This is a genomic window from Microbacterium testaceum (assembly GCF_001476655.1).
GTDB classification, from domain to species: Bacteria; Actinomycetota; Actinomycetes; order Actinomycetales; family Microbacteriaceae; genus Microbacterium; species Microbacterium testaceum_C.
Map to the genome: position 1 here is coordinate 1 of NZ_LDRT01000021.1, position 18,169 is coordinate 18,169.

Genomic DNA, 18,169 nt, shown 5'->3' on the forward strand with positions numbered 1-18,169 from the left:
ATTTGTAGAAGAGACAGCTCCTCGACGCCGCCCGCGCACCAGAAGGACACCGCATGAACGCTCCCGCCGCCCTCACTCCCGGCCGCGTGCTGCGGGAGCTGTTCGTCTCGTCACGACCGGTGAGCTGGATCAACACCGCATTCCCCTTCGCTGTCGCGTACCTGCTGACCACGCGGAGCGTCGACGCGACCTTGATCGTCGGCATCCTGTTCTTCCTCGTTCCCTACAACCTCGCGATGTACGGCGTGAACGATGTGTTCGACTACGAGTCCGACCTGCGCAATCCCCGCAAGGGCGGTACCCACGGCGCCGTACTCGACAAGCGGATGCACTCCATCACGCTGTGGGCCTCGGCCCTGTCGTGCCTGCCTTTCGTCGTGTACCTCGTGATCATCGGCTCGCCGTTGTCGTGGCTCGTGCTCGCGCTGAGCCTGTTCTTCGTGGTGTTCTACTCCGCGCCGCCCCTGCGGCTGAAGGAGCGACCGTTCGCCGACTCGATGACGAGCAGCATCCACTTCTTCTCCCCCGCCGTGTACGGCCTCGTGCTCGCGGGGGCCGCGTGGACTGCGCAGCTCGTCTTCGTCCTCGTGGCCTTCGCCCTCTGGGGCGTGGCCTCGCACGCCTTCGGCGCCGTCCAGGACGTCGAAGCCGACCGCGCCGCGGACATCTCCTCGATCGCCACCGCGCGGGGCGCGCGCTGGACCGTGCGCTTCGCCCTCGTCGCCTACCTGCTCGCCGGTGTCGCGATGCTCTTCACCGCGTGGCCCGGACCTCTGGCCGCCGTGCTCGTGATTCCCTACCTCGTCGTGTGCTGGCCCTACCGGAACGTGACGGATGCCGACAGCGACCGCGCCACGGCCGGATGGAACCGCTTCCTGTGGCTGAACCAGATCGCCGGCTTCGGCACGACCATGCTCCTGATCTGGTGGTGGTTCCTCACGGCGTGATCGGGGGTCGTCGCCCGTCGGCTCAGGACGTGGGGGGGGCGCGTGCCGACGCCGGGGCGCGGGGCGGCACAACACGGGTGACGCGGCACGGGGGCCGCGGCACGGGCGACGCGGGACCGGCGACGCGGCACTGCGGCCGCGGCACGAGTGCCGCGGCACGGCACGGACGGCGAACGCCGGTGCCCGCGTCAGCGGGGCACCGGCGTTCGTGGTGGATCGGGCGTCAGCCGCCCTGGTTCTGCGTGCTCCCGGAGGACGGGGCCTCCAGCTCGAGCAGGCGCTGGACCGCGGCCGTCAGGCGAGCATCCTGCGTGGCGAAGGCCGCGAGGTCACCGCTGGTGAGTGCCTGCTGGCGAGCGTTCAACGCGTCGCGCGCCTCCTGCAACGCGGCCGCGTAGTCGCCGGCCGGGACCGTCGGGGTGGTCGGCGTCGTCGGGTTCTCGCCCTGATCCGTCGGGGTCACCGATTCGTCACCCGTATCAGCACCCGAGTCACCGCCGAACAGGGTGTCGAGCGCCTCGCTCAGAGTGTTCTCGAACGCGATCTTGTCTCCGAACGCGACGAGGACACGGCGCAGCTGCGGCAGCTTGGTGTCACCGGAGGACTGCACGAACACGGGCTGGACGTACAGCAGACCGCCGCCCACGGGGAGTGTCAGCAAGTTGCCGTTGAGCACCTGCGACTGCCCCTGCTGGAGGATGTTGATCTGCGAGGAGACGTTCGTGTCCGAGTCGAAGGTGTTCTGCACCTGACCGGGTCCGGGGACTGTCGTGGCCGCGTCGATCACGAGCATGCGCAATCGCCCGTAGTCGTCGCGTTTCGTGCCCTGGGTGTCACCGGCATTGGAATCCACAGCGAGATAGCCCGTGAGCACGTTTCTCGCCTGCCCGCCCTGCGAGGCCGGGATGAAGCTCGTGAACATCGAGTAAGACGGCGCATCCTGACTGGGCATCTTCATCGTCAGGTAGTACGGCGGCTGCAGCTCGCTCGCGTTCTGCGGGTCGTTGGGCGTGGCCCATCGGTTGTCCTGCTGGAAGAACGACCGCGCGTCGTCGACGTGGTAGACCCCGAGCATCGAGCGCTGCACCTTCATCAGGTCGGTGGGGTACCGCACGTGGCTCATCAGGTCGGCCGACATGGTGTTCCACGGCTGCAACGTCGACGGGTAGATCTTCTGCCACGTCTGCAGCACGGGATCCTGGTCGTCCCAGGCGTAGAGCGTCACGGAACCGTCGTACGCGTCCACCGTGGCCTTGACCGAGTTGCGGATGTAGTTGATGTCATCCAGCGCGTAGGTCGGCTGCGGGTTGTTCGAGTCGGCGATCGCACGCGAGAGCGAGACGCCGGTCGAGTACGGATAGTTCGCGCTCGTGGTGTACCCGTCCACGACCCACTTGATACGCCCGTCGACCACGGTGGGGTATGGGTCGCTGTCGAGCGTGAGGTAGGGAGCGACCTTCTGCACGCGCTCCTTGGGGTTGCGGTCGTACAGGATCTGCGAGTCCTGGTTGACGTAGTCCGAGAACAGGATCTGCTCCGACTGGAACTTCAGCGCGTAGATCAGCCGGTTGAAGACGTTGCCGACGCTCGGCCCGCCGTTGCCGCGGAACGTGGTGCGCGTCTCCGTGCCACCGTCCGCACCCAGCGGGTAGTCGAGCTCGATGTCCTCGCCACCCTCGGGTCCGCCGACGATCGAGTACGGCGGCGACTGTTCTCCGAAGTAGACGCGCGGCTCGTAGTTCAGGTCGGTCAGGAAGCCGGTTCCGGGGATGGCGCGCTCGAGGAAGACGGGATCGCCGTCCGCCGTGCGCTCGTTGCCCGCCGCTGCGACCATGCCGTAGCCGTGGGTGTAGACGAGGGTCGAGTTCTGCCAGGTGTTGGCATCGCCCAGCTGGCTGGTGTTCAGCTCACGGAGCGAGACGACGGCATCCTGACTCTGTCCATTGATCTGATACCGGTCGACGTCGAGCGGCTCGGCGAACTGGTAATAGGAGCGGTACTGCTCGAGCTGACGGACGGTGGGGCCGATGATCGCCGGGTCCATGATGCGCAGCTGAGCGGTGGATGCCGCGTCGTTGCGGAGCTGCCCCGCCTGCGCCTGCGTAGCGGCCTCGAAGTTCTCTTTCTCGACCTTGTCGATGCCGTACGCGGCCTTGGTGTTGTCGAGGTTCCGTTGGTAGAACTGGCTCTCGAGCGAGAGCTGGTTGGGCCGCACCTGGAAGGTGTTCACGGCCCACGGGATCGCTGCACCCACGACGATCGCCGAGACGACGAGCAGGGCGGTCGCGATCAGCGGGTAACGCCAGCGGCCGATGAACGCCGTCACGAAGAAGGCGAGCGCGACGATCACCGCGGCGATGGCGAGGATCGTCTGCCCCGGGATGACCGCGTTCGCGCCCACGTAACCGGGACCCGTGATGCGGTCGTCGGGCTGCACGAGGGTGCGGTAGCGGTCGAGCCAGAGGCTCGCCGCCTGGAGCAGGAGGTACAGGCCGGCGAGGACCGCCAGCTGGATGCGCGCAGCCTTCGAGATGCGAAGCTCACGCTGCCCGACACGCACGGATCCGTACAGGTACGACACCACGGCGGTGAGCAGGAGCGAGACCAGGGCGACCGCCGACGCGAAGCCCAGGACCGCGGAGTAGAACGGCATCGCGAACATGTAGAACCCGGTGTCGAGCCCGAACTGCGGGTCGGTGACCGAGGTCTGGACGCCGTTCGCCCACAGCCACGTGGTCTCCCACTGGGCCGAGGCGGCGAAACCGGCGAAGAAGCCGAAGAAGATGGGGATCCCCCACATGGCGAGGCGGCGCAGCGGCTCCACGACCTCCTGGTAGCGATCCAGCTGAGAGCTCAGCCGCGCGTAGACCGGCCGCAACCGGTACGCGAGCTGGATCGCCGCCCACACCGGCACGGCCATCGCGAGGAACCCGACGACGAACATCACGGCGCGGGCGATCCACTGCGTGGACAGGACCGTGGTGAACCCCAGCTGGGCGAACCACATCCAATCGGCGTAGAGGTTCGCGAAGACGAAGAACGCCACGACCAGAGCGGCGATGATCGCCAAGCTGATCGAGATGATCCGTCGGGAGCGGTTCGGCGGCGTGGCCTGGTTCGGCGCTGAGGTCGTGGTCACCACCTCATCCTAGGCGCGACCGCGGGGCGTGAGCCGTGGATACTACGATCCCGTGCTGTTCCCCGCCTCGCACGAGGGCAGGGCATCGAGATCCCCGCCGTCGCGGATCGTCTCGAGCACCTTGAGCGAGTCCGAGAGCGTCGAGACGGCGAACACCCGGATGCCGCTGGGCACATGACCCACGACTTCGTTGCAGTTCGCCGAAGGGGCCAGGAACCAGGTGGCTCCGGCATCCCGAGCTCCGTAGAGCTTCTGCCGGATGCCACCGATCGCGCCCACCTGCCCCTTGTCGTCGATCGTGCCGGTGCCGGCGATGTGCTGGCCGCCGGTGAGGTCCCCGGGCGACATCTTGTCGATGATGCCGAGCGCGAACATCATGCCGGCGCTCGGGCCGCCGATGTCGTTCAGCTGGATCTTGACGTCGACGGGGAGGTCGAATCCGATCGCCAGCGAGACGCCGACGAGCCACTGTTGCTGGCCGCCGACCTCACCCTGGCGCGGGGTGACGGTCGCGGTCGTCGGGGCGTCGTCGCGCTTGATGCCGAAGGTGACCGGCTGACCGCCTGCCGCCTGGATCGCCGCTTTGACGTCGTCGGCGGTCGCCGTGGCGGTCCCGTTCACCGACTCGATCACGTCACCGGCCTCGAGGATTCCCGCGGCGGCACCGTCGCCGGTCACGCTCCCGACGACGATGCCCTGGGGGACGTCGTACCCGAGCTCGCGGAGCGCCGCCGCGGACGCCTCGAGCTGCGAATCGGTCATGAGAGCCGCGTTCTCGGTGTTGCGCTGCTCGGTGGACTGCCCCGACGGGAAGATCCGGTCGATGGGCACGACCGCACGGGAGGGATCGAACCACGCGAGCGCCAGTTCGATCCAGGTGGGCGTGCGTTCGCGGTTGCCGTTGACCTGCACGGTCAGCAGGTCGAGTTGGCCCGTCGTCGGATCGGCCTTCTCGTCCGGGACCGTGATGAGCGGGACGTCCACACCGTCGGCGTTCTTCGACGTGCCGAGGGTGTTCAGCACCGGTCCGGGCTGCTGGATCACGTAGGACGTCGGCAGGAAGGTCAGCAGGAAGAGCACCACGACGGCGACGGCGAGGGACCACAGTCCGAAGATCGTGGTGCGTGACCGTCGGCGCGCGGGAGCGGGCACGACGGAGACGTTCTCGTCGAACAGGGTCACGGGTCCTACCTTTGCCGGGTCGTTCGCGCGCGGCGTAAGCGGCGTGGAGCCGAGCCGGGGAGAGCGAGGAATCGTGCAACTAGCGTAGATCCCGTTCCCCTTGACCTGGCTGAGAGGCGAAGAAGTGGCAGACGACGACCGGAACCCTGAAGAAGAGTTCCAGGAACTCATGCGTCGCCTGATGTCGGGCGACATGTCGGGCATCGACCCCGAACAGCTGTCGCGGCTGTCGGGCATGCAGATCGACCCCGCGATGCTGCAGGCCGTGATGAGCCAGCTGCAGGGTGCCTTCGCGGGGGCCCAGGACGGCGTCGACTGGAGCCTGGCGGAACGTCAGGCCCTGCACATCGCCAACCAGGACGGCCAGGGCGTCACCATGGGGCAGAGCACCGACCTCTCGCAGGCCTTCTCGCTCGCCAACCTCTGGCTCGGTGAGGCGACGAACATCTCCGATCTCTCCCAGCCCGCTCGGGCGATCACCCGCGGCGCCTGGGTCACCGCGACCCTCCCGCTCTGGCAGGAGCTGGCCGAACCTGTCGCCACGAGCATCGCCGATGCGCTGACCGACGCTCTCGGACAGCAGGCGCCCGACGACATGCAGGAGATGATCGCGGGTGCCGGTCGCCTCATGCGCACCGTCGGAGGCTCTCTGTTCGCCACGCAGCTCGGCCAGGTCGTCGGTCGCCTGTCCACCGAGGTCGTGGGCGGCGGAGACGTCGGGATCCCGGTGATGCCCGATGGTGAGGCAGCGATCCTGCCGCAGAACTTCGCCGATTTCGGGCGCGACCTCGAGATCCCCGACGACCAGCTCGCGCTGTATCTCGCGACGCGCGAGCTCGCACACGCGCGTCTCTTCCGGCACGCCCGTTGGCTGCGCCTGCACGTCATCTCCCAGGTGCGCGATTTCGCGCACGGGATCCGCGTCGACACCGACGCTCTCGAGGAGCTGGCGTCGCGATTCGATCCTTCGCAGCCCGAGGAACTCCGCAGTGCGTTGGAGAGCGGTGCCCTGCTGCCCGCGCGGTCGGAGGAGCAGACCGCTGCCTTGACGCGCCTCGAGAACCTGCTCGCCACGATCGAGGGGTGGGTCGACGTGGTCACCGAAGACGCCACCTCGCGGCTGCCCGCGGCCGCGCGGATCGCCGAGGCGGTCCGTCGCCGTCGCGCTGTCGGCGGGCCCGCCGAGCAAGCACTCGGTTCCCTGGTGGGGCTGGAGCTGCGGCCGCGCCGCATGCGAGAGGCAGCAGCCATGTGGCGAGCGGTCACCGAAGCCGTCGGCGTGGCCGGTCGCGACGCGCTCTGGGACTACCCCGACCTCATGCCCTCGGCCGAGGATGTCGATGACCCGGCCGGCTTGGTGGCCCGCGTGGTCGCGGCGTCGCGCGGTGAGGCCGCACCGACGGATGCCATGGACGATGCGCTCGCGCAGCTGCTCGCCGAGGAGAGCGGCGACGCCCCCCGCATCGACGACGCGCCGGAGGGTGCGGACACCCCCGAGGCGGACGAAGACGACGGCGACGGCGGGGCTCCGGGAGACCAGCGCCCGGTCTGACACGTCCTCCCCACCATGGACCGCGCTCCCGGAGGGTGTGGATAAGTGACGGCGGCCCGTCGCCGGTCGAGATCATCGTGGAGTGATCCGACTCGACCAGGCTTCTCCCCCGCTGTTCCGTGGCGATGGGACCGTGCAGTTCGGCGCGCCCGCCCGAGCTCTCCTCGATTCCTCGCCGCCGTGGGTGGAGGCGGCCGTCGGAGCCCTCGAGGCCGGAACGACCCGTAGCGAGCTCCGGGCGCTCGCCCGCCTGCACCGCGCGAAGGACACGGACGCCGATGCCCTGCTGCGGGAACTCGCTCCCGTCCTCCGACGACCGCGGCGACAGGTCACCTTCGTCGTGCAGACAGCGGATGACCTCCCCTCATCGGCGGTGCGTGCGGTCCTCGCCGCGTTGCCGGCGCGCACCGAGGTCGTCGCGTGGGCCGGAACCCACTCCGCGCCCGTGGCATCCGATCGCCGGGTGGTCCTGCTCGCCGCGCACCGCGTCGATCCTCGTCGCGCGTCCGCTCTCCTCCGCGAGGACATCGTGCATCTGCCCCTCGTCCTCGGCGGCGCGAGCGCGAGAATCGGACCGGTGGTGCATCCGGGCCGCACCGCGTGCTTGTCCTGCCTGGATGCCACGGCTCGACGTCACGACGACGCGTGGCCGCTGCTCGCGGCTCAGCTGCTCGCGCGCCCGTGCGCGACGGTCGACGTGGCGCTGGCCGCTGAGGCGGGTCGCGCCGCACGGCACCTGCTCACCGCGCGACCCGGGATCCCGTCCCGTTCCCTGCGCCTGCACGCCGACTCGATCCGGCGTGTCTGGGAAGACCATCACCCGAGCGCAGACTGCCGCTGCCGATCTCTCGAAGGAAGCGCGACGGCTCACGATCCGCGCGGCCGCGTCCTCGAGCCCAGCTCACCGACAGCGAGCGCGCGGCCCTCGTGACGCCCACGTACGCGAGCCGACGCTCCTCGTCCATCGCCTCGAAGGTGGTCGCGTACGAGATCGGGAGAAGACCCTCGCTCACGCCGATGAGGAAGACGTGATCCCACTCCAGTCCTTTTGCCGCGTGGAGGGTCGAGAGGGTGACGGTGCGGGTGGCGGGCTCGTGCTGGTCCCGCGCTCGCGCCTGGAGGTCGTCGGTGAAGGACCGCAGATCCGTTCCGGGCGCAGCCTCCTCGGCGAGCCGGAGAAGGGCCGCCCGAGCCTCCCAGCCGTCCCGGAGAGCCCCTCCGGCTTGCGGCGGTTCGTCCGTCAACCCGACTCCCCTCAGCACGTCGCGGACGGTGGCGAGAAAACCGGTCTCGACGGGCGCGACCGACGCCGCCCGCAGCGCCATCAGCGCCTGGCGCACCTCGGGAAGGTCGAAGAACTTCCGCCCGCCGAGCACCGTCGCGGCGATCCCCTGCGCAGCCAGAGCGTTCAAGACGACCGCGGATTGGGCGTGCGAGCGGTACAGGATCGCGATGCTCTCGGGGTCGGCGCCCTCCGCGACCATCGCGGCGACGGACGCCGCGACGCCCGCAGCCTCCGTCTCGTCGTCGTCGTAGCCGCGGACGACGGGAACGGGGGCGTCCCCCTCGTGCGCGGCGACGAGTTCGAGAGCGCCGGCGCGCCCGCGCATGAGGTCATTGGCGACGGCGAGCACGGCGCCCGTCGAGCGGTAGTTGCGTTCGAGGCGCACCACCCGGGCATCTTCGTGTGTGCGCTCGAACTCGAGCAGATATCGCGCGTCGGCACCGGTGAACGAGTAGATGGTCTGGCTCGCGTCCCCCACCACGCAGAGGTCGCGTCGATCGCCCAACCACAGTTCCAGCAGCCGGTTCTGCAGCGGCGAGACGTCCTGGTACTCGTCCACGGTGAAGTGCCGGTACTGCTCGTGCACGGCCGCCGCCACCCGCGGTTCCGCCTCGATCATCCCCGCACAGGTGAGGAGCACGTCCTCGAAGTCCATCTGCCGCCGCTCGTCCTTGAGCTTCTCGTACGACCGCTGGAGATCGACGACCTGATCCACCCGCAGACGACCGACGCCCTCCGGTCGCGCGATGGCGTACTGCTCGATCGAGCGCATGGTCACCTTGCGCCACTCGATCTGCGACGCGACGTCACGCAGCGTGGCGGTGTCCGGGGAGAGCCCGATGCCGTCGGCCGCGTGCGCGAGCATGCGCACCTTGTTGTCGATGATCGACGGCGCCTGGTCGGCCGCCAACGTCGGCCAGAAGTAGTTCACCTGGGCGAGAGCCGCCGCGTGGAAGGTGCGGGCGGAGACGCCACTCACCCCGAGGGCGCGCAGGCGGCCTCTCATCTCACCCGCGGCCTTCGCCGTGAAGGTCACCGCCATCACGCGCTGGGGCGAGTAGGCACCCGTGTCCACCCCATGGGCGATGCGGCGCGTGATGACTCGGGTCTTTCCCGTGCCCGCCCCGGCGAGAACGCAGACCGGTCCCCGCAGCGCGCGCGCCGCTTCCAGCTGATGCTCGTCGAGTCCGTCCAACGCACCCGAGCTCATCCGACGCCCCCGTACCAGTCGTCGATCAAGCGGCGCGCGATGGAAGACGACCCGGGAAGCTGCACCCCGTCCTCTCCGCGCAGAGCGGTGCCGATCTGCTCGCGGTCGAACCAGCGCACCTCGACGATCTCCTCACCGTCGGCGCGCACTTCGGCGTCGTCCACGACGCGCGCTCGGAAACCGAGCATCAACGAGCGCGGATACGGCCACACCTGCGAGCCGCGATACTCCACGTCCCGCACGCGCACCCCCGCCTCTTCGAAGATCTCGCGCGCGACGGCGTCCTCCAGCGACTCCCCGGCCTCCGCGAAGCCGGCGAAACATGAGTACCTGTCCCCGCCCCACGCGGCATTCGCCCCGAGCAGAACACGGTCGGGGTCCGTCGCCGAGGACAGCAGCACGATGACCGCCGGATCCGTGCGCGGGAAATGCTCACGACCGCAGCGGGGACAGTGGCGCGACCACCCCGCGTGGCGCAGCTCCGTGCGCGTACCGCACGCGGGACAGAAGGGCGCATCGCGAAGCCAGCCGGCCAGCGCCACGGCCGTGGCGAGGATCTCCGCCTCCTCCGCGGGCAGGTCCCCGCCGACGCTGCGGAGCCGCCCCCACTCGACCCCCGCGGGGAGAGCGGGCTCGTCGCTCTCTTCCAGGACCGCCAGCAGAAGACCGCGGCCGTCCATGCTCCGGCCGAGGAACGCCCACTCGTACGTTTCCTCGACCTCGGTCGCGCCGATCAGCGACAGTCGTCCGCCGTCGACGGGCGCCGCGTCACCGCGGATCAGCAGGACTCGCGTTCCGGATGCCGCGCGCTCGCGCTCGATCAGATCGTCGGTGACGCGTTCGTCACCGCGCCTGTCCAGCGCACCGCCGGGCCATCGCGTCGGAGACGGAGAAGGCATCGAACACCTCTCTCAAGGGCGTGGCGCAAGGGGAACGAGCGAGCACCCGACCTACCCTGGGGGCATGGCCCGCTCGCCCCTCACTCTAGCCGCGTCGGTGACGGCGGCCCTCCCGCGGATCGGTGTGACGCGCGTCGGAGCGCTCACCGAGAACGGCGCGGGTCGCTTCGATGCCGCCCTCGTCCATCTCGACGACGGGCGTACCGCTGTCGTGCGACGGCCTTCCTCGGAAGAGTCCGCGTCCGACCTGGCCGCGGAGTCGCGCGCACTGCTCGCCCTCACACCCGGCGTCCGTGCGCTCCTCCCTTTCGCCGTTCCCGAGGTGCTCGGCGAAACCGGCTCCGGGACGGACCGCGTCCTGGTGACGACGCACCTGGAGGGGTACCGGATCGATCCGGCCCATCTGCCGAAGGGCCCCGGCTACGCGCCGGCCATCGGCGGGGCGCTCGCGGCCATTCATGCCCTGCCCGTCTCGATCGTCCGCACCGACGGTCTTCCCGTCCGCTCGCCCGAGCAGGTTCGTGACGACACGGCCCGCCTGCTCGATCGCGCCGACGGTACGGATCGGGTGCCCGACGCTCTCATGCTCCGCTGGCGTCGCGCCCTTCGCGAAGACGAGCTGTGGCGCTTCGAATCGGCCGTCATCCTCGGCGGGGGCACGAGTTCTTCGGTCCTCCTCGACGATGACGAGGACGACATCCCGCACGTCACCGGCGTCCTCGACTGGTCGGGCCTGAGCGTCGGCGATCCGGCGGTGGACCTGCGTTGGCTGGCATCCGCGCCGCTCGCCGCCGACGACGTCTTCGACGGCTACACCGCGGCGAGCGACCGCTCCCCCGATGCCCTTCTTCGCGAGCGCGCCCGACTGTACGCCGAGCTCGAATTCGCCCGCTGGCTGGTTCACGGGCACGACGCCGGGGACGCGTCGGTCGTCGCCGATGCCGTCGCGCTGCTCGAGGCGCTCGTCGAGGGAGTTCGCGGCGACCACATCGTGACGGACACCCGCACCGACATCGATGACGCGCTCGCTCTCGTCGAGCAGGTGCCCCCGGCGGTCATCGGCACGGCCGATACGTCGATGCAGACCGACGCCTACGACCCGGAGGCGCTGTCGCTCTATCTCTCCGCCGAGCGCGACCGCGAGGCGGCGGCCGCCGGGCTCGCCGCGGCCCTCGCCGACGACGACCTCTCCGGCGCGAACGCCGATACCGGGGCGTTCGATCTGACCCCGGCCCTCAGCGAGGAACCCGGTCCGACGGCACCGATCGATCTCGACGGGTGGACCGAGAACGCTCCGCACACCGCCGGAACGCCCACCGCGGATGCCGCGACCGGCGGTGCCCCCGTCGGGTCCGGCGACACCTCCCCGGACGCGGACGAAGACGACGAAGAAGACGCCGCGCGCGCGAGCCGTGCGGCCCTCCGCCGCTGGGGCGTGACCGGCGACGGATCCTGACGGACCGACGAGGCGTCACCCCCGGATGACCAGCTCGTCCCCGACGTAGAACAGCGCCACATCGATCGCGTCGAGCGGCACCCCGTGCTTGGCGTGGTACGCCTCGCGGTAGAGCTCGAGCTGCACCATCCGCGACCGCCGGTCTTCAGCGGTCACCGGGGGCTTGCCGGTCTTCCAGTCGACGATCTCGTACCGCTCCCCGCGGCGGTACACCGCGTCGAGCTTGCAGATGACGACGTGCTCGCGCCCATCGAGCCGTTGCGTGACGAAGTCGATCTCCGTCTCCACCTCCAGGGGCTGCAGCGCCGCCCATTCGGAACGCTCGAAGCACTCGCGGAGCCGCTGCAGCTCGGCCGCGTCGGCGGCGGAGGCCCCGAAATCGTCGTCTTCCCACAGGCCGCCATCGTCGAGTCCGACCCCCGCGCCGACGAGCCCGGAGCGCTGCTCGACCCACGCGTGGAACAGTGTGCCGAGCCGCGTCTGCCGATAGGGCCGTTCGGGCATCGGGCGCCGCACCTCGTCGACCGCCGCACGGTAGTCGGCGACGTAGTCCTTGAAGCGCGAGGCAGGGATCCGCGTGGGGGCGGGGGCATGGACGGGCTGCAGGCGCGCGGCGCGTTCGGCGAGCAGCAACGCCAAGTCGGCATCGGGTTCGACGGGCGCCGCATCCCGGGCCGCGGCCACCTCGGATGCCGCGGCGGTCACCGCGGTGCGACGGGAGCCCAAGGGGTCGAGCGGCCAGTGCAGCAGACGCCGCTCGCCGTCGTAGGGGTCCTCACCGGCTTCGCCGACGACGAGCTCGCTGCCCAGTGCCTCCGCCGCCTCGTCGAGGAACACGCTCGGCCGGCGCGGCTTCTTCGTCCCCGACCAGGTGGAACCCGAGAGCAGCAGGTGATCACGGGCGCGAGTGAAGGCGACGTAGGCCAGCCGGCGATCCTCGTCGAGCTGTCGCGCGCGGTTCGCCGCGACGAAGTCGTCGATGGCCGCCTTCAGTTCCTGCTGCGTCTCGGCGCCCCTCCAGCCGAAGGCAGGGAGCCAGGCCGCATCCCCGCGGAAGTCGGACGGAAGGATGCCGAACCCCAGCCACCCCTTCGTGTCACGCGGGAGAGAGGGAAGCTCATCCGTCACGAGCCGCACGACCGCCACGGCGTCCCACTCGAGTCCCTTCGACCCGTGGATCGTCAGGAGCTGGACCACGTCGTCCTCAGGTGGTTCGGTCCGCGGCGCGAACTCGTCGGCCTGTTCCGCGTGGTCGAGCCACGCCAACAGGCTCGCCACCGAGCCGGACTCGTCCGCGGCGAGGAAGCCGCGGATCTCGTCGACGAAGGCCCGGAGCTGTGCCGAAGCGATCCGTGCGGGCCCGCGGGACTCGTTGGCGGCGAGCTCGATGTCGAGACGGAGCTCCGCTTCGATCAGTCGGATGAGCTCGGGGATGGGGGCGCCGATGCTCCGGCGGAGGCCCGCGAACACGGCTCCCGCCTCCCGCAGACGAGCACGTCCGGCGGGGGTGATGTCAGCGAGCCACCCGTGGTCGTCGTTCTGCCGGGCGAGGAAGTCGAGGGCGTCCACGAGCGACGCCCGGTCCGCGCCCGGCGTGGCGCGCAGCCGATCGGCGACCTCTTTCTCGAGCGGTTGCAAGGCCACGTCGTGCGTCGCAAGACGGCGGGCGAGCTGAGCGAGCGCCCGCAGGTCGGCGAGGCCGACCGCCCATCGCGGCCCCGACAAGAGCCGGATCAGCGCGGATCCCGCTTCCGGATCACTGATCACCCGCAACGCGGAGACGACGTCGACGACCTCGGGCGTGGTGAGCAGACCGCCCAGCCCGAGAATGCGGTGCGGGATGCCACGCCGCCCCAGCGCGTCCCCGAAACGCACCATGTGCTTCTTGCTGCGGAAGAGCACGGCACCGGTCGTCGCCCGCCCGTCGGCTTGCCGCGCCGCGCGGACCCCGGCAAACCACGACGCGACCCGGTCGGCCTCGGTGTCCAGATCGCTCTCGAACACGATCTCGACGCGGCCCTCGGGCGCGCCGGGACGTGACGTGAGCTCCTTCACCGCGATCGGCGAACGGTCGGCGAGCGGTGCGAGCACGGCGTTGGCCACGTCGAGGACGCGCGCGCTGTTGCGCCAGCTGGTGAGCAGCGAGAAGTGTCGGCATCCCCCCTCCGGGGAGAACGCGGCCGGGAATCCGCCGAGGTTGCCCGCGCTCGCGCCGCGCCACGCGTAGATGGCCTGGTGCGGATCGCCCACGGCCATCACGCCGGTGCCTCCGAACAGCGTCGACAGCAGATCCGTCTGGACCACCGAGGTGTCCTGGTACTCGTCGAGCAGCACGACGCGGTAGCGTGCCCGCAGTTCGGCGACGACGGCAGGATGCTCGCGGGCGATCCGCAGGGCTCCGGCCACCTGATCGGCGAAGTCCATGACACCGAGCCGGATCTTCTCGCTGTCGTAGGCGGCGGCGAGCGTCGCCAACAGGCTGAGAGCGGAGACGCGCGCGGCGGCGTCGGCCACGTCCTTGTAGACCGTGACCCGCGCCGATGTCGACGGGCGCTCGACGATGCGTCCGAACTCGTCGGGGAACGCGGCGAGGCGGTCGAGATCGACGAGGTTGTCGACGCCGTCACGCGCGATCCGCAGGGCCGCGTCGATGAGGGTCCGCGGGGACTCCTGCCGCTCTTCGAGCCGCGGGTCGTCCGAGGTGAAGACCACGCGCCGCATGAGCAACCACGCCGCGGACTCGGAGAGGATCGCCGACTCGGCGTCGCGCCCGATGCGCAGCCCGTGCTCTCTCACGAGGGAGTCGGCGAAGCTGTTGTACGTCGAGACGGTCGGGCGGTGCAGAAGCTGATCGCCGTCGTCCTCCCCCGTACCGAGCGTCGCGTACTCGTCGGCGAGGGCGTCGAGGACCGCACGTCGCGCTGCGTCCCCGCGCGCTCCCTGCTGCGCGCCGAGCTCGGCGAAGACGGCCAGCCTGCCCGAGCGGTGCAGTTCGGGGAGCACCGGCAGCAGGCCGCGGGTCTCGAACTCGGACAGCCGCTGGAGGCGCCGCTGCACGCGCTCGGCCAGCTCACCCGCCGCCTTCCGCGTGAAGGTCAGACCGAGCACCTCGTCGCGACGGACGATCCCGTTGGCGACGAGCCATACGACGCGGCCCGCCATCGTCTCCGTCTTGCCGCTCCCGGCACCGGCGACGACGAGTGCCGGGGCGAGGGGGGACTCGATGACGGCGGTCTGCTCCGGCGTGGGCGGGAACTGGCCGAGGGCGGCGGCGATCGTCGCCGCGGACAGCGTCGCGGTCATGAGGCGCTCACCGGCGACACGGTGTGGATACGACAGAGTCCGTACGAGAACTCGTCGCGACAGTGCACCTCGTACGGGGCGGCGAAGCTCGCTCCGCGCATGACCTCGACCGCCCGCCGCACGCGCTCGACGAACGCGGCACGCGCCTCCTCGTCGAAGGGCGGCTGGAGCGGCTCGGCATAGTCTTTCGTCGCCGCCGTGGGGCGGAGCACGAGCAGCTTCGCCCCACCGGGGGCGAGGCCCTCCGTGTTCTCGATCGCACCGGATGCGAAGGCCAGTTGATACGCGGCCAGCTGCGGATTGTCGGCGACCTTGGCGTCTGTCTGGGGTTCGTTCTTCCCCGTCTTGAGGTCGACGATCACGACGTCACCCGACGGCGTGACCTCGACGCGGTCGATGTCGCCGCTGACCACGACCCCGTGCTCTCCGGCGTCCTCGACGGGAATCGGCACCTCGAAATGCCGTTCCGCGCCGATCAGGCGGCCTCCCGCGTCGTCGAAGCGACGCAGGTAGGTCGCGAGGCGGCGCACGAGGTCCCGGGCCCGCGTGCGCTCCGCGCGCTCCCGCCAGGCGGCGTCGAAGACCAGCTCCCCCCACCTCTCATCGACGACGGCCCACAGGTCGTCCTCCGACGACGAGGCAGCCGTCTCGAGGGCGGCGTGGATGATCGTGCCGATCCCCGCCGTGGTCCCGCTGCGGTCACCGCCCAGATCGGCGATGACCCAGTTCAGCTCGCACTCTTCGAGGGCATGCAGGCGCGAGGGCGAGACACGAACGTCCTCTTTCGCCAGGTCGCGGAGCGGTGCCGTGGAGCTGGGGGCGGTGACCCCGTACCACTGCTGCGGCGAAGCCCCCGCGACGCCTGCGGCCGCCAGCAGCGCGAGCTGCCCCGCAGCGTGCCGTCGTTCGGGCGCGGGCACGCGCGCGACCGTCAGCGTCCGTCGGTGGCGTGCCACGAGTCCACGGAGTGAGAGCGGGTGCTCGGGGATCGCGGATGCCGCCTCCGGAGTGGGCAGCATCTCGAACAACACGCTCGGGCCGGTGTCGTCGTCGTCGACCGCGGTCACGATCAGCCTCTGGCCCGCACGCGAGATCGCCCGGACGAACAGTCGGAGCTCGTCGTGCATGGCCGCACGACGACGATCGAGCATGCCCGCGGCCGGCAGATCGGGGAACTGCACCGCGTCGGCCAGGCGCCAGGTCTCGAGCAGTCCACCGCGCAGACGCGTGTTGGGCCAGACCCCGTCCTGCACACCGGCGACGATGACGGTGTCGAACGCGGTGCCGGCGGCGGCCGCGGGGGTCAGGACGCGCACGGCATCGATCACCGCCGGTTGCTCGATACGGTCTTCGGCCACGTCGCTGTCGAGAATCGCCCGGAGAAAGACCGCGGCCTCGCCGTCGGGCTCGCGCTCCGTGAAGCGCTTGGCCGCCTGGAACAGCGCCACGATGGCGTCGAGATCGCGATCCGCCTGCTCGGCGAGCGGTCCGTGGCCGCGCGAGGCTTCGCGCCACGATCGGGCGAGACCGCTGCGCTCCCACGCGGTCCACAGCAGCTCGTGCGCCGTGGCGTGCTGCTCCGCCTGCGTGCGCAGGGCCGCCAGCGTCTCTCCCAGTCGCGCGGCACGGCGCGCCTCGCGCGAGTCGATGGTCGCGAATTCCAGGGGATGCCGAAGCCCCGATGCCAGCACCTCGCCCGCGGACCGTGTTCCGCCCTCGCGGACCTCCTCGTGTCGGAGCACGGTGCGTAGTCGCCGGAGTTCGATGGGGTCGAGGCCGCCGAACGTCCCGAGCAGGACGTCCGCGACGGATTCGGGAGTCCACTCGGAGGGGTCGGTGGCGCCGAGCTCGACGAGGGCGACGAGGTCGCGGACCGGCCTCTGGGTACCGAGGGCGACCCCGGGACCGCTGGAGCGCGCCGGGACCTCGCGGGCGGCCAGCTCGGCCTCCAGAGCAGCGACCTGGCGCGAATCGTGCGCGATGACCGCGCACTCCCCCCAGGCGATGCCCTCGAGCACATGGCGCTCGCGCAGGAGTCGGGCGATCGCGTCGGCTTCCTCCGCCGGCGACCGCAGCAGGAACGTGCGCACGGAGCCCGTCGGAGCGGCCCCGTCCGGTGCACGACGATGCGCCACGATCCCGGCCGCACCGATCCGCGCGGCGACCGAACGCACGAGATCGACCTGTTCCGCCGTTCCGCGGTGCACGGTGCGAAGCGCCGCGAGATCCCCCAACTCGCGCGTGAGCCGGGCGAAATTCTCCGGAGTCGCGCCGCGGAACGCGCCCGAGCCGACATCCGGATCGCCGAACGCGACCACTCCGATCCCCCGCGTTCGACACGCGCGCAGGAGGTCGACGCCACCGCTGGTGAGCTCTTGCGCGTCGTCGACGAGGATGCACCGCAGGGAGGCGAACCGCCCCAGCACGTCTCTGTCTCGCAGAGAGTCGTCCAGGATGCCGACGGCCTCCCGGGCGAGGTCCGCGGCATCGCGATGGGCGTTGCGCATCCGCCGACGGACGTGCCGATACTCCCGAGTGAAGGAGGCCAAGGACTCCCACACCTCGACCCCGTGCTGCGCCGCCAGGGCCGAGAGATCATCGGGGCCGAGGCCGAGGTTGGTGCACTCGGCGAGGAATGCGCGCAGGTCTCCTCGGAATCCGCGGGTGCCACGGATCGCGGGACCGAGCCAGTCGGGCCACCGCGAGACCCCCTCGCTCTCGTCGGCGGCATCGCCGTCGAGGAGGTCTTTCACGATCTGGTCTTCGTCGCCGCCCGTCAGCAGCTGCGGAGGCTCATTCCCCCGGCGAACCTCGGCACCGCGCACGAGCTGGAAGGCGAAGGAGGCGAGAGATCGAGCGAGCGCACCCGACGTCGCACGTCCCACCGCGAGTGCGAGGGGATCGCGCAGGGCCGTCGCTCCGGGCCGCGTCGGGGTGAGGACGAGGATGTCGTCGGGATCCACCCCCGACTCGACGAGTCGACGCACCCGCGCGACGAGAGTCGAGGTCTTTCCGGAGCCGGGAGCCCCGACGACCGCTCCGCTGCGCTCGGGCGCCCAGGCGACGATCTCGCGCTGATGGTCGTCGAGCGGGAACCCGCGCTCCCCGAGCCCCACCTCACCCCCGCCGGACGCCACGCCGAGAGCGGGCTGCGGGGCGTCGCGATCGAGCATGCTCTCCACGCTAGCCGGGGCCA

At 70.6% G+C, this 18,169-nt stretch carries 9 protein-coding genes; 3 read left to right on the forward strand and 6 right to left on the reverse strand.

The genetic code is table 11. The annotated features are described in order from the left end of the window. The first annotated feature begins 53 nt into the window (after positions 1-53). Positions 54-947 carry a prenyltransferase gene (locus tag NS220_RS03960; protein ID WP_058622802.1) on the forward strand — a complete coding sequence of 298 codons (894 nt, stop codon included), beginning with the start codon at positions 54-56 and terminating at the stop codon, positions 945-947. A 223-nt stretch (positions 948-1,170) separates the two neighbouring features. On the opposite strand, the gene NS220_RS03965 is transcribed toward NS220_RS03960, so the two are convergent. Both NS220_RS03965 and NS220_RS03970 read right to left on the reverse strand, forming a co-directional pair. Further along, entirely contained in the window at positions 1,171-4,086 is a 2,916-nt protein-coding gene (locus NS220_RS03965; RefSeq protein WP_193755266.1) for a UPF0182 family membrane protein, read from the reverse strand. A 42-nt stretch (positions 4,087-4,128) separates the two neighbouring features. After that, positions 4,129-5,268 (reverse strand): YlbL family protein, encoded by a 1,140-nt coding sequence (locus NS220_RS03970; RefSeq protein ID WP_058622804.1) that lies wholly within the window; start codon positions 5,266-5,268, stop codon positions 4,129-4,131. 124 nt (positions 5,269-5,392) lie between these two features. On the opposite strand from NS220_RS03970, the gene NS220_RS03975 reads away from it, so the two are divergent. Then, complete coding sequence (locus NS220_RS03975; protein WP_058622805.1) at positions 5,393-6,820, forward strand: zinc-dependent metalloprotease; 1,428 nt, start codon at positions 5,393-5,395, stop codon at positions 6,818-6,820. Positions 6,821-7,560: 740 nt separating this feature from the next. On the opposite strand, the gene NS220_RS03980 is transcribed toward NS220_RS03975, so the two are convergent. After that, the gene (locus NS220_RS03980; protein WP_058622806.1) at positions 7,561-9,315 is read right to left on the reverse strand and encodes an ATP-dependent helicase; all 1,755 of its coding nucleotides are present in this window, start codon (positions 9,313-9,315) and stop codon (positions 7,561-7,563) included. Further along, the gene (nudC, locus tag NS220_RS03985) at positions 9,312-10,214 is read right to left on the reverse strand and encodes an NAD(+) diphosphatase (RefSeq protein ID WP_058622807.1); all 903 of its coding nucleotides are present in this window, start codon (positions 10,212-10,214) and stop codon (positions 9,312-9,314) included. The genes NS220_RS03980 and nudC overlap by 4 nt, the downstream gene beginning before the upstream one ends. Positions 10,215-10,278: 64 nt before the next feature. On the opposite strand from nudC, the gene NS220_RS03990 reads away from it, so the two are divergent. Then, on the forward strand, positions 10,279-11,670 hold the full coding sequence (locus NS220_RS03990) for a phosphotransferase (protein WP_058622808.1): 1,392 nt from the start codon (positions 10,279-10,281) through the stop codon (positions 11,668-11,670). A gap of 15 nt (positions 11,671-11,685) precedes the next feature. Here the strand turns inward: NS220_RS03990 and NS220_RS03995 are convergent, their stop codons facing one another. After that, entirely contained in the window at positions 11,686-14,973 is a 3,288-nt protein-coding gene (locus NS220_RS03995) for an ATP-dependent DNA helicase (RefSeq protein ID WP_058622809.1), read from the reverse strand. Continuing rightward, complete coding sequence (locus NS220_RS04000; RefSeq protein WP_242864525.1) at positions 14,970-18,146, reverse strand: ATP-dependent helicase; 3,177 nt, start codon at positions 18,144-18,146, stop codon at positions 14,970-14,972. Before NS220_RS04000 ends, NS220_RS03995 begins: the two co-directional genes overlap by 4 nt. Positions 18,147-18,169 lie beyond the last annotated feature (23 nt).